Here is an 11,483-nt window from a genome sequence, read left to right as displayed (position 1 = left end):
AGTTGAGCCGGACGCGGCCGGCGCCGCCGCGGCGCTGGGCGCGTGCGGGCACCACGGTGTTGGGGGGGTCGTCGGGGGCGGGACCGTCGTCACCGTCATCGCCGTTTCCGGACTTGCGGCGTCTGCGGCGGCGGCGGCGACGGCTGGCGCCTTCGGCCGAACCGTTCTCGTCCTCGTTCTCGTTGTCGTCGGCGTCGTCGGAGTCTTTGCCGTCCTCCGAGTCGCTGTCGTCGCCCGCACGGGTCTCGGTATCGGTCCCCGATTGATTCGGGCTGTCGCCGTCGGCGCCGTTCTGTTCACCGCCCCCGACGACCCGCCCAACACCGTGGTGCACGAACGCGCCCCGCGCAGCGGCGGCAAGCAGGACAGCGGATCCGACTCCGGTTCCGGCGAGATCAAGGGCATCGACGGCTCGACGCGGCTGGAAGCCAAGCGGCAACGCCGCCGGGACGGACGCGACGCGGGCCGTCGCCGCCCACCGGTACTGACCGAGGCCGAGTTCCTGGCCCGGCGTGAAGCCGTGGAGCGGGTGATGGTGGTGCGCGACCGGGTCCGCACCGAACCGCCGCACCCGGGCACGCGCTACACCCAGATCGCGGTGCTTGAAGACGGCATCGTGGTGGAGCACTTCGTGACCTCGGCGGCCTCGGCCTCTTTGGTGGGCAACATCTACCTCGGCATCGTGCAGAACGTGCTCCCGTCGATGGAAGCGGCCTTCGTCGACATCGGCCGCGGCCGCAACGGCGTGCTGTACGCGGGTGAGGTCAATTGGGAGGCTGCGGGTCTGGGCGGCGCGGACCGCAAGATCGAGCAGGCCCTCAAACCCGGCGACTACGTGGTGGTGCAGGTCAGCAAGGACCCGGTCGGGCACAAGGGCGCCCGGCTGACCACCCAGGTCTCGCTGGCGGGGCGCTATCTGGTCTACGTGCCGGGTGCCTCGTCGACGGGCATCAGCCGCAAGCTGCCCGACACCGAACGCCAGCGGCTCAAGGAGATCTTGCGCGAGGTGGTGCCGTCCAACGCCGGCGTCATCATCCGCACCGCCTCCGAGGGCGTCAAAGAAGAGGACATCCGCGGCGACGTCACCCGCCTGCAGGAGCGCTGGAGCCAGATCGAGACCAAGGCCGCGGAGACCAAAAAGAAGGCCGCCGGTGCGGCGGTCGCGCTGTACGAAGAGCCCGACGTGCTGGTCAAGGTCATCCGCGACCTGTTCAACGAGGACTTCTCCGGCCTGATCGTCTCCGGCGACGAGGCTTGGACGACGATCAATGAGTACGTCAATTCCGTTGCCCCCGACCTTGTTTCGAAGCTGACCAAATACGAGGCCCCGGCTGGGCCGGACGGTCAGGCCGGGCCGGACGTCTTCGCCGTCCACCGCATCGACGAGCAACTGGCCAAGGCGATGGACCGCAAGGTGTGGCTGCCGTCCGGTGGCACCCTGGTGATCGACCGGACCGAGGCGATGACGGTCGTCGACGTCAACACCGGCAAATTCACCGGGTCCGGCGGCAACCTGGAACAGACCGTCACCAAGAACAACCTCGAGGCGGCCGAGGAAATCGTGCGCCAGCTACGGCTGCGCGATATCGGCGGGATCGTGGTCATCGACTTCATCGACATGGTGCTCGAGTCCAACCGCGACCTGGTGCTGCGCCGGCTGACCGAGGCGCTGGCCCGGGACCGCACCCGCCACCAGGTCTCCGAGGTGACGTCGCTGGGCCTGGTGCAGCTGACCCGTAAGCGGCTGGGGACCGGGCTCATCGAGGCGTTCTCGAGTTCGTGCCCGCACTGCGCCGGCCGCGGGATCATGCTGCACGCCGACCCGGTCGACTCGGCGCCCAGCACCAGTCGCAAGTCCGAGTCCGGCGGGCGGCGCAGCCGGCGGTCGAAAAAGGCGCGATCGGATGAAGCGGCCGACAAGAGCGTGGTGGCGAAGGTTCCGGCGCACGCACCCGGTGAGCACCCGATGTTCAAGGCGATGGCGGCGGGTGCCTCGGCGCGTGACGACGACGACACCGACGAGCACGATGACGAAGCGGCCGAGGTCGACGAGCAGACCGCGAACGTCAGCCCCGAGCCGGCTGCTGACAGCCAAGATGCCGCCCGAGACACCGACGACGCCGACGACGCCGAGGACTTCGACGACGCCGACGAAGACAGCGACGAGGACGACGACGACACGGACGAGCTCGACGACGACGAGGAAGACCTCGACGACGAGGACGTCGACGAGCTCGACGACGAAGACCTCGACGAGGACGACGACGAGGACGACGAAGACTCCGAGATCGAGGACTCTGATGAGGACTCCGACGACGACTCCGACGACGAAAACGATGACAATGACGACGACGAGGACGAGGACGAGGACGAAGGCGCCGTTGCGCCGGCACCGGCTCGTCCCCGCCGGCGGCGCGCGGCCGGCCGGCCGGCCGGACCCCCGATCCATATTGACTGACCACGGGCCGGTTTGACCCTGTAGCCGCTGGTCACGTACCCTTGGACAGTTGTCGTCAGGCCCTTCGCTCGGCGGATGGATGTGTTCGACGACAGTGGGACTGAACCCGCACCCCAGACCACCACGCGCACGTCGCTGACACGCGCGCGACGCAGGTAGAAGACAGAAGAGGCAGGAGCACCGATGGCGACCTACGCAATCGTCAAGACCGGCGGCAAGCAGTACAAGGTTGCCGTCGGCGACGTCGTCAAGGTCGAGAAGCTCGAGTCCGAGCCGGGCACGAACGTATCGCTGCCGGTCGCCCTGGTCGTCGACGGCGCCAATGTCACCACCGACGCCGACGCGCTGGCCAAGGTCGCGGTCACCGGTGAGGTGCTCGAGCACACCAAGGGCCCCAAGATCCGCATCCACAAGTTCAAGAACAAGACCGGCTACCACAAGCGGCAGGGACACCGTCAGCAGCTGACGGTCCTCAAGGTCACCGGAATCAAGTAGTAGAGGCGACAGACATGGCACACAAGAAGGGCGCATCCAGCTCCCGCAACGGTCGTGATTCCGCCGCTCAGCGGCTGGGCGTCAAGCGATTCGGCGGCCAGGTCGTCAAGGCCGGCGAGATCCTGGTCCGGCAGCGCGGCACCAAGTTCCACCCGGGCGTCAACGTCGGCCGCGGTGGCGACGACACGTTGTTCGCCAAGGAAGCCGGCGCGGTCCAGTTCGGCGTGAAGCACGGCCGCAAGACCGTCAACATCGTCACAGCCGGGCAAAGCGCCGACTGAGCGCAGCGCGGGTGTGTTCGAAGACCACACCCGTTGGCTGATTGAGAGGAAGCCCGATGCCTCGATTTGTCGATCGGGTCGTCATTCACGCGCGCGCGGGTTCCGGCGGAAACGGCTGCGCATCGGTACACCGCGAGAAATTCAAGCCGCTTGGCGGACCTGACGGCGGCAATGGCGGTCGCGGCGGCAGCATCATCTTCGTCGTCGACCCGCAGGTGCACACCCTGCTCGACTTTCACTTCCGTCCCCACGTGACCGCTGCGTCCGGGAAACAGGGGATGGGGAACAACCGAGACGGCGCGGCCGGCGCGGATCTGGAAGTCAAGGTCCCCGACGGCACCGTCGTGCTCGACGAGAACGGCCGGATGCTGGCCGATCTGGTCGGCATCGGGACCCGCTTCGAGGCCGCCGCCGGAGGCCGGGGCGGTCTGGGCAACGCCGCGCTCGCCTCGCGCGCCCGCAAGGCCCCCGGCTTCGCCCTGCTCGGCGAGCCCGGCCAGGCGCGCGACCTCACCCTTGAGCTCAAGACCGTCGCCGACGCGGGCCTGGTCGGGTTCCCCTCGGCCGGCAAGTCCTCCCTGGTGTCGGTGATCTCGGCGGCCAAGCCCAAGATCGCGGACTACCCGTTCACCACGTTGGTGCCCAACCTGGGTGTGGTGTCGGCAGGGGAGAACGCGTTCACCGTCGCCGACGTGCCCGGGTTGATCCCCGGCGCATCCGAGGGACGTGGCCTGGGACTGGACTTCCTGCGGCACATCGAGCGGTGCGCGGTGCTGGTGCACGTGGTGGACTGCGCCACCGCGGAACCGGGCCGCGACCCAATCTCGGACATCGACGCACTGGAAGCAGAACTCGCGGCCTACACCCCGACGCTGCAGGGCGATGCCGCGCTGGAGGACCTCGCCGAGCGGCCACGGGCTGTGGTGCTGAACAAAATCGACGTGCCCGAGGCCCGCGAGCTGGCCGAGTTCGTCCGCGACGAGATCGCCGAGCGCGGCTGGCCGGTGTATCTGGTGTCGACGGTCACCCGGGAAGGGTTGCAGCCGTTGATCTTCGGGCTGTGGCAGATGGTCTCGGAATACAACGCCGCCCGCCCGGTTGTGATGCCGCGCCGCCCGGTGATCCGCCCGGTGCCCGTCGACGACAGCGGCTTCAGCGTGCGGCCCGACGGCGAGGGCGGCTTCGTGGTGAGCGGTGCGCGTCCCGAACGCTGGATCGGCCAAACGGATTTCGACAACGACGAAGCCGTCGGCTATCTCGCCGACCGGCTGGCCCGCCTGGGCGTCGAGGACGAACTGCTGCGGCTCGGCGCCCGCCCCGGCTGCGCGGTGACGATCGGTGAGATGACGTTCGACTGGGAGCCGCAAACCCCTGCGGGAGGCCAGGTTCCGTTGACCGGCCGGGGTACCGACGTGCGGCTGGAACGCAACGAGCGGGTGGGCGCCGCGGAGCGCAAGGCCGCCCGGCGGCGGCGTCGCGAACCGGGCCCGTCATCGGGTGGCGGTTGATGACCAGTCCGCATCGGGAGGCCATCCGGACCGCGCGCAGCGTCGTCGTCAAAGTCGGCACCACCGCGCTGACCACCGAGGCCGGCATGTTCGACGCGAGCCGACTGGCCGAACTCGTCGACGCCATCGAGGCCCGGATGAAGGCGGGTTCCGACGTCGTCATCGTCTCCTCGGGTGCCATCGCCGCGGGCTTGGAACCGCTCGGATTGCCCCGTCGCCCAAAGGATCTGGCAACCAAGCAGGCCGCCGCCAGTGTCGGGCAGGTGGCCCTCGTCAACTCGTGGAGCGCCGCGTTCGCCCGGTACGGGCGCACCGTGGGCCAAGTGCTGCTGACCGCGCACGACATTTCGATGCGGGTGCAGCACACCAACGCCCAGCGGACCCTGGACCGACTGCGGGCCCTGCACGCCGTGGCGATCGTCAACGAGAACGACACCGTGGCCACCAACGAGATCCGGTTCGGCGACAACGACCGACTGTCGGCGCTGGTGGCCCACCTGGTCGGTGCGGACGCCCTGGTGCTGCTGTCCGACATCGACGGCCTGTATGACTCGGACCCGCGCAAATACGCGGGCGCGAGGTTCATTCCGGAGGTGACGGGTCCGGCCGACCTGGCCGGCGTGGTTGCAGGCCAAAGCAGTCATCTCGGGACCGGGGGCATGGCCTCCAAGATGTCGTCGGCGCTGTTGGCCGCGGATGCCGGGGTGCCCGTCTTGCTAGCCCCCGCAACGGCCGCGGCCGCCGCGCTCACCGACGCCTCGGTGGGCACGGTGTTCGCCCCGCGGGCTGAGCGCATGTCGGCGCGCCGGTTCTGGGTGCGATACGCCGCCGAATCCACCGGCTCCCTGACCCTGGATGAAGGCGCCGTGCGTGCGGTGGTGGGCCAACGCCGCTCGCTGCTGCCGGCGGGTATCACCGCGGTGTCGGGCAGGTTCTTCGGCGGCGACGTCGTCGAGATCTGTGGGCCCGATGCAGCCGTGGTGGCGCGCGGAGTGGTCGCCTACGACGCGGCCGAGTTGGCGACGATGGTGGGCCGGTCCACCTCGGATCTGCCGGCCGAGTTGCGCCGACCCGCGGTGCACGCGGACGACCTGGTCGCGGTGTCGCCCGTCTAGCTGTGGGCGGGCTTGAGATATAGTGCGCCCCAGACGATTTCGGCCAGCGTAGCGGCCAGCAATTCGTCGTACTCGGGGTCCGCCTCGTTCGGGTGCGTCGGCAGGTTCTGTTGGCAGGCTCGCTCCACCATCCAGGTCAGCGCGCTGGCGGTGATGTCTGCCGGCAGCTCCCGCCGGATCGCACCGTCGGCCTGGCCGTCGACGATCACCCGGGTGAGTCGCCGAGAGATCGCGGTCAGGATTTCGCGGTAGGTCGCCGCCGTCGTGGGATCGTAGGCCGCCATCTCGTTGAGCGCGGTCAGCACCGGTTCGTGCCGCCGGTAGCTCGTAACGATCCCGGCCATCGCCGCCTGCACGTCGGCGGGATCGTGGCGGCCGGCCACGCCCCACCAGCGCTCGCCGTCGTCGGCCAGATCGGTGAACACCTGGACGGCCAGGCAGCGCAGCAGGTGGCCCTTGTCCTCGAAGTAGATATAGAAGGTGGCGCGGGAAATGCCCGCCGCGGTGGCCAGCCGATCCACGCTGAGCTCGGTGAAGCTGGCGCCCTCGCGCATCAACCGCTCAGTGGCGTCGAGCAGTCGGCGTTCCATGTCTTGGCGCCGCTCCTGGCGCTTGGCCTGCGGGTTGCGGGTCACGGACGGCATAGCACCTCCCTGTTTGCTGCAGCATAACCCCATGTCGGACGTCTTGACTAGACATAGTGTCTAGACATATGGTCGTGCTAATGCGTGACCGGCGTCATAGCCGGTTCCGAGGAGGGGATCGCCATATGACAGCGACGCTGACCAACACCCGTCCGTACGACTCTGTCGACGTGTCCTCGCGGAAGTTCTGGTCCACCACGGCCGCCGAGCGGGAACGCTCGTTCGCCGTGCTGCGGGCCGAGCGCCCGGTGAGCTGGCAACGGCCGGTCGAGGACGACCTGTTGCACGATCCGAACGATCCGGGGTACTGGGCCGTCACCCGCCGGGCCGACATCGTCGCGGTCAGCCGCAACAGCGAGGTCTTCTTGTCGGGCAAGGGGGTGATGTTCGCGAACGTCCCCGAGGAGTTGCTCGAAGCATCGCAGTCGTTCCTGGCCATGGACCCGCCGCGGCACACCAAGCTGCGCAAGCTCGCCCACGCGGCATTCACTCCCCGGCAGGTCCGGCGGATCGAGGAGTCGATCAACGCGAACGCCAGGGCCATCGTCGAGGAACTGCGCTCCGCCGGCAGCGGCGTCGATTTCGTTGAATACTGCGCCAAAGAGCTGCCGATCCGGACGCTCTCCGACATGGTGGGCATACCTGAATCCCATCGGCAGCAGGTGGCGCACGCGGCCGACGCGTTGGTGTCGTGGGCCGATCCCGTTTTCCTCAACGGGCGTAACCGCCTGGAGGTGCTGTTCGAGAACCAGGCGTACTTGCACCAGGTAGCCGGCGAACTGGCCGCAGAGCGTCGCGAGAACCCGGGTGAGGACTTGTTCAGCAGCCTGGTGACTGCGGAAGTCGACGGCGACCGGCTCACCGATGCCGAGGTGGCCGCCTTCTTCGTGCTGCTCTCCGTCGCCGGCAATGACACCACCCGCCAGACCATCAGCCATGGGCTGAAGGCCCTGACCGACTTCCCCGCCGAACGGGCCTGGCTGATGGCGGCCTTCGAGGATCGCATCGGCACCTCGGTCGAGGAGTTCATCCGCTGGGCGACCCCGGTCATGACATTTCGGCGCACCGCCGCAACGGATTTCGAGCTCGGCGGACAGCAGATCCGCGCGGGCGAGAAGGTCGTCATGTTCTACGCCTCGGGCAATTGGGACACCGAGGCCTTCGACCACCCCGAGCGGTTCGACCTGAGCCGTAGCCCCAACCCGCACGTCGGCTTCGGTGGCGGCGGGCTGCATTTCTGCCTCGGCGCCCACGTGGCTCGCGCCCAGCTGCGAGCCATCTTCGGCGAGTTGCTCCGTCAGCTGCCCGACATTCAGGCGGGCGAACCGGCGTACCTCGCGGGCAATTTCGTGCATGCCATTCGCGCCATGCCCTGCACTTTTTGATGAACTCGCGCTAGGGGAGTACGGTCGCGCAGGTTCGTGGTGCTGTGCTCTGGCTCGTGTCCAGTGACCGAATTGTGTCGTCACTGGTATCGCTGATGTGTTCCAAGAATTCTTAGAGTTTTTGTACAGCCGCCTCCGACATGCTTTTTCGCATCAAGAGACGGCCGCCATGCCGGTCGCAACGAAGCGAAACATGGGAGTTCATCATGTGGGCACTGACAACATCGCACGGCCGTCGGGTCGATGGCATTTCCAGCGAACAGGACGCGCGACTCGCGGTACAACTGCTCGGTAGCTCTCGGGTCATCGGCCCCTACTCCTGGCAGGTGGTCGACAACCGGGGGCAACAGTTCGTCGCCGAGGTCAGAAAGACGCGCTGATCACGAGTTCGTCGGCCAACAATGCCAACAGCCCCGAACAGCCGCCGTCCACCTTGACCGCGGCCAGGTCGTCACCGCGGGTCCGGCCACGGTTGATGATCGCGACGGGAATGCCGGCCGCGGCCGCGTGCCGCACAAATCGATAGCCGGAGAACACCGTCAGCGACGACCCGGCCACCAGCAGCGCTTCGGCTGCGTCCACCAACGAATACGCTTGTGCCACGCGCTCTTTGGGGACATTCTCGCCGAAGTAGACGATGTCGGGTTTGAGCATGCCGGCGCAGCGCGGGCAATCCAGGTAGCGGAACGACGTGGTGTCGGCGACGACGGCATCGGCGTCGGGGGCCACCGCCAGCCCGCCGACGGCTTCGGAACGCTCGATGAAGCCGGGATTGAGCGCTTCCAGTTGTTCGGCCAGCGCGGCCCGGCTCATCGTGAAGCCGCAACTCAAACACACCACCTGCGCGTAGGTGCCGTGCAGATTGACGACGTTGCGGCTGCCCGCCTTGGTGTGCAACAGGTCGACGTTCTGCGTGATGACACCGGTCACCACACCTGACCGTTCCAACGCGGCCAGCGCCCGGTGTCCGGCGTTGGGCGCAGTGTCGTCCATGTGCCGCCAGCCGACGTGGTTGCGCGCCCAGTACCGCTGCCGGAACACCGGGTCAGAGGTGAACTGGCGGATGGTCATGGGATTGCTGGGCGGCGAGTCAGGCCCGCGGTAATCGGGTATGCCCGAATCCGTGGACAGTCCCGCGCCAGTCAGCACCGCAACCCGGCGACCGGACAGCAGCGCGACGAGCTCGGGAGATTCCACTCAACCGAGACTAAGCATTGATGGACACCCCGTCATCTGACGTCGACTTCGGGGATGCGACAGTAACGCGAGAATGGAGGGCAATGAGCTTCTACTCCGCATACCGGCACGGGTTCGTCCGCGTGGCTGCGTGCACGCACCACACCGCGATGGCCGACCCACCGGCCAATGCCGCGGCCGTCCTCGGTTTGGCGCGCCAGTGTCATGACGACGGCGTGGCGCTGGCGGTATTTCCCGAGCTGACGTTGTCGGGCTACTCGATCGAGGACATCCTGCTGCAGGATTCCCTGCTGGACTCGGTCGAAGAGGCATTGGGCGAGGTCGTCGCCGCGTCGGCCGACCTGCTGCCGGTATTGGTGGTGGGCGCCCCGCTGCGGCATCTGCACCGCATCTACAACACCGCGGTGGTCATCCACCGCGGCGAGGTGCTCGGCGTCGTCCCCAAGTCGTATCTGCCCAACTATCGGGAGTTCTACGAACGTCGGCAGATCGCGCCCGGCAACGGCGAGGGCGGCACGATTCGCATCGGTCGCCTCGATGTCGAGGTCCCGTTCGGTTCGGACCTGTTGTTCGCCGCCTCGGACCTTCCGGACTTCGTGCTGCACGTCGAAATCTGTGAGGACATGTTCGTGCCGGTGCCGCCCAGTGCCTCGGCGGCGCTGGCCGGCGCGACGGTCCTGGCCAACCTCTCGGGTAGCCCGATCACCATCGGCCGGGCCGAGGACCGGTGCCTGCTGGCTCGCTCCGCGTCGGCGCGGTGTCTGGCCGCATACGTGTATGCCGCCGCCGGGCCGGGCGAGTCGACGACCGACCTGGCTTGGGACGGCCAGACCATGATCTGGGAGAACGGCAACCAACTGGCGTGCTCCGAGCGGTTCCCGACGGAGGAGCAGCGGTCGGTCGCCGATGTCGATACCGGGCTGCTGCGCTCCGAGCGGTTGCGGATGGGCACCTTCGACGACAATCGCCGCCACCATCGGGCGGTCGCGGACTCCTTCCGGCGCATCGAGTTTCGCGTCGACCCGCCGGACGGCGACATCGGCCTGCTGCGCAACATCGAACGCTTCCCGTTCGTCCCGGCGAATCGCGAACGGCTGGAACAGGATTGCTACGAGGCCTACAACATTCAGGTCGCCGGGCTCGAACAGCGGCTGCGGGCGCTGGACTACCCGAAGGTGATCATCGGTGTGTCCGGCGGGCTGGATTCCACGCACGCGCTGATCGTCGCGGCGAAGGCGATGGACCGGGAGGGCCGCCCGCGCAGTGACATCCTGGGCTTCACCCTGCCGGGCTTCGCCACCGGCGAGCACACCAAGAACAATGCGATCAAACTCGGTGAGGCGCTCGGTATCACGTTCGAGGAAATCGATATCCGCGAGACCGCCAAGCGGATGTTCGAGGAGATCGGGCATCCGTTCGCGCGCGGCGAGAAGGTCTACGACGTCACCTTCGAGAACGTGCAGGCCGGGCTGCGCACCGACTACCTGTTCCGGCTGGCGAACCAGCGCGGCGGCATTGTGCTTGGTACCGGGGATCTTTCGGAGCTCGCGCTGGGCTGGTCCACCTACGGTGTGGGTGACCAGATGTCGCACTACAACGTCAATGGCGGTGTGCCCAAGACGCTCATCCAGCACCTGATCCGCTGGGTCATCTCCTCGGACCAGTTCGAGAAGGAGGTGACCGACGTCCTGCAGTCGGTCGTCGACACCGAGATCACCCCCGAACTGGTGCCCGCCGGCGAGGAAGAGGAACTGCAGAGCAGCGAGGCCAAGGTCGGACCGTACGCGCTGCAGGACTTTTCGCTGTTCCAGGTGCTGCGCTACGGGTTCCCGCCATCGAAGATCGCGTTCCTGGCCTGGCACGCGTGGAGCGACCCCGAGCGCGGCAATTGGCCACCCGGCTTCCCGGAGGACAAGCGGCCGAGCTATGCGCTGAAGGACATTCGCCACTGGCTGCAGGTGTTCGTCAAACGGTTCTATTCGTTCAGTCAGTTCAAGCGCTCAGCATTGCCCAACGGGCCCAAGGTGTCCTTCGGCGGCTCGTTGTCGCCGCGCGGGGATTGGCGTGCGCCGTCGGATATGTCCGCGAAGATCTGGCTCGACCAAATCGAGCGCGAGATCCCCGAGGACTGACCGCCAAACTTCCCTGACGTCAAGCGGGTTCGTCGTCGTCGTCCGCGAAGAGTTTCTCCGGGTGGTGGAAGGTGTTGATGCGGGGTTGGCCGTGGTCGAGGTGGGCCGGTGGGAGCCATTCGGTGTGGCCGTGGGCGTTTTTGCGGGTGGTCCAGCCTTTTTCGGCCAGTCTGTTGTCGGGTCCGCACGCCAGGGTGAGGTCGGTGATGTCGGTGCGCCCGGTGGTGGTCCAGCCGGTGACGTGGTGGACCTCGCTGTGGTAGGCGGG

General features: G+C 67.6%; 10 protein-coding genes and 2 pseudogenes. 8 read left to right on the top strand and 4 right to left on the bottom strand.

Features of this window, described 5'->3' with window-relative positions; translation table 11 throughout:
- Nucleotides 1-334 (bottom strand): annotated as a pseudogene (locus tag A9X01_RS20320) (ribonuclease E/G); the annotation flags it as partial.
- Between A9X01_RS20320 and rne the strand changes: the two are divergent.
- The 5 genes and pseudogenes from rne to proB form a co-directional block, all read left to right on the top strand.
- A pseudogene (gene rne, locus A9X01_RS20315) lies at nt 305-2,458 on the top strand (ribonuclease E); the annotation flags it as partial. The pseudogenes A9X01_RS20320 and rne overlap by 30 nt on opposite strands.
- A gap of 183 nt (nt 2,459-2,641) precedes the next feature.
- Nucleotides 2,642-2,953 carry a 50S ribosomal protein L21 gene (gene rplU / locus A9X01_RS20310; RefSeq protein WP_065122475.1) on the top strand — a complete coding sequence of 104 codons (312 nt, stop codon included), beginning with the start codon at nt 2,642-2,644 and terminating at the stop codon, nt 2,951-2,953.
- 14 nt (nt 2,954-2,967) lie between these two features.
- On the top strand, nt 2,968-3,234 hold the full coding sequence (gene rpmA, locus A9X01_RS20305; protein WP_036358471.1) for a 50S ribosomal protein L27: 267 nt from the start codon (nt 2,968-2,970) through the stop codon (nt 3,232-3,234).
- Nucleotides 3,235-3,290: 56 nt separating this feature from the next.
- Complete coding sequence (gene obgE, locus A9X01_RS20300) at nt 3,291-4,742, top strand: GTPase ObgE (protein ID WP_065122474.1); 1,452 nt, start codon at nt 3,291-3,293, stop codon at nt 4,740-4,742.
- On the top strand, nt 4,742-5,857 hold the full coding sequence (gene proB, locus A9X01_RS20295; protein ID WP_065122473.1) for a glutamate 5-kinase: 1,116 nt from the start codon (nt 4,742-4,744) through the stop codon (nt 5,855-5,857). The genes obgE and proB overlap by 1 nt, the downstream gene beginning before the upstream one ends.
- On the opposite strand, the gene A9X01_RS20290 is transcribed toward proB, so the two are convergent.
- Nucleotides 5,854-6,501: a TetR/AcrR family transcriptional regulator gene (locus tag A9X01_RS20290; RefSeq protein WP_065122472.1), complete on the bottom strand. Its 648-nt coding sequence runs from the start codon at nt 6,499-6,501 to the stop codon at nt 5,854-5,856. The two genes, proB and A9X01_RS20290, sit on opposite strands and share 4 nt — an antisense overlap.
- Nucleotides 6,502-6,626: 125 nt before the next feature.
- On the opposite strand from A9X01_RS20290, the gene A9X01_RS20285 reads away from it, so the two are divergent.
- Nucleotides 6,627-7,886 (top strand): cytochrome P450, encoded by a 1,260-nt coding sequence (locus tag A9X01_RS20285; protein WP_065122471.1) that lies wholly within the window; start codon nt 6,627-6,629, stop codon nt 7,884-7,886.
- A gap of 206 nt (nt 7,887-8,092) precedes the next feature.
- Nucleotides 8,093-8,266, top strand: coding sequence for a hypothetical protein (locus A9X01_RS30075; protein ID WP_155767991.1), 174 nt, complete (start codon nt 8,093-8,095; stop codon nt 8,264-8,266).
- On the opposite strand, the gene A9X01_RS20280 is transcribed toward A9X01_RS30075, so the two are convergent.
- The gene (locus A9X01_RS20280) at nt 8,250-9,083 is read right to left on the bottom strand and encodes an NAD-dependent protein deacetylase (protein WP_065122470.1); all 834 of its coding nucleotides are present in this window, start codon (nt 9,081-9,083) and stop codon (nt 8,250-8,252) included. The two genes, A9X01_RS30075 and A9X01_RS20280, sit on opposite strands and share 17 nt — an antisense overlap.
- Nucleotides 9,084-9,166: 83 nt before the next feature.
- Between A9X01_RS20280 and A9X01_RS20275 the strand changes: the two genes are divergently transcribed.
- The gene (locus A9X01_RS20275) at nt 9,167-11,215 is read left to right on the top strand and encodes an NAD(+) synthase (protein WP_065122469.1); all 2,049 of its coding nucleotides are present in this window, start codon (nt 9,167-9,169) and stop codon (nt 11,213-11,215) included.
- 19 nt (nt 11,216-11,234) lie between these two features.
- Here A9X01_RS20275 and A9X01_RS20270 read toward each other — a convergent pair.
- On the bottom strand, nt 11,235-11,483 hold a 249-nt coding region (locus A9X01_RS20270), incomplete at its 5' end, for an HNH endonuclease signature motif containing protein (protein WP_172832573.1).

This window comes from Mycobacterium asiaticum (assembly GCF_001668675.1).
Taxonomy (GTDB): domain Bacteria; phylum Actinomycetota; class Actinomycetes; order Mycobacteriales; family Mycobacteriaceae; genus Mycobacterium; species Mycobacterium asiaticum_D.
Note: the sequence above shows the minus strand (reverse complement) of the source record. Positions and strands in the feature narration are given on the sequence as shown.

What these genes read in the sequence shown, in the direction of transcription:
- A9X01_RS30075 (WP_155767991.1), top strand. Translation starts at nt 8,093, where the DNA reads ATGTGGGCACTGACAACATCGCACGGCCGTCGGGTCGATGGCATTTCC.
- A9X01_RS20290 (WP_065122472.1), bottom strand. Translation starts at nt 6,501, where the DNA reads ATGCCGTCCGTGACCCGCAACCCGCAGGCCAAGCGCCAGGAGCGGCGC.
- A9X01_RS20285 (WP_065122471.1), top strand. Translation starts at nt 6,627, where the DNA reads ATGACAGCGACGCTGACCAACACCCGTCCGTACGACTCTGTCGACGTG.
- A9X01_RS20275 (WP_065122469.1), top strand. Translation starts at nt 9,167, where the DNA reads ATGAGCTTCTACTCCGCATACCGGCACGGGTTCGTCCGCGTGGCTGCG.
- proB (WP_065122473.1), top strand. Translation starts at nt 4,742, where the DNA reads ATGACCAGTCCGCATCGGGAGGCCATCCGGACCGCGCGCAGCGTCGTC.
- rplU (WP_065122475.1), top strand. Translation starts at nt 2,642, where the DNA reads ATGGCGACCTACGCAATCGTCAAGACCGGCGGCAAGCAGTACAAGGTT.
- rpmA (WP_036358471.1), top strand. Translation starts at nt 2,968, where the DNA reads ATGGCACACAAGAAGGGCGCATCCAGCTCCCGCAACGGTCGTGATTCC.
- obgE (WP_065122474.1), top strand. Translation starts at nt 3,291, where the DNA reads ATGCCTCGATTTGTCGATCGGGTCGTCATTCACGCGCGCGCGGGTTCC.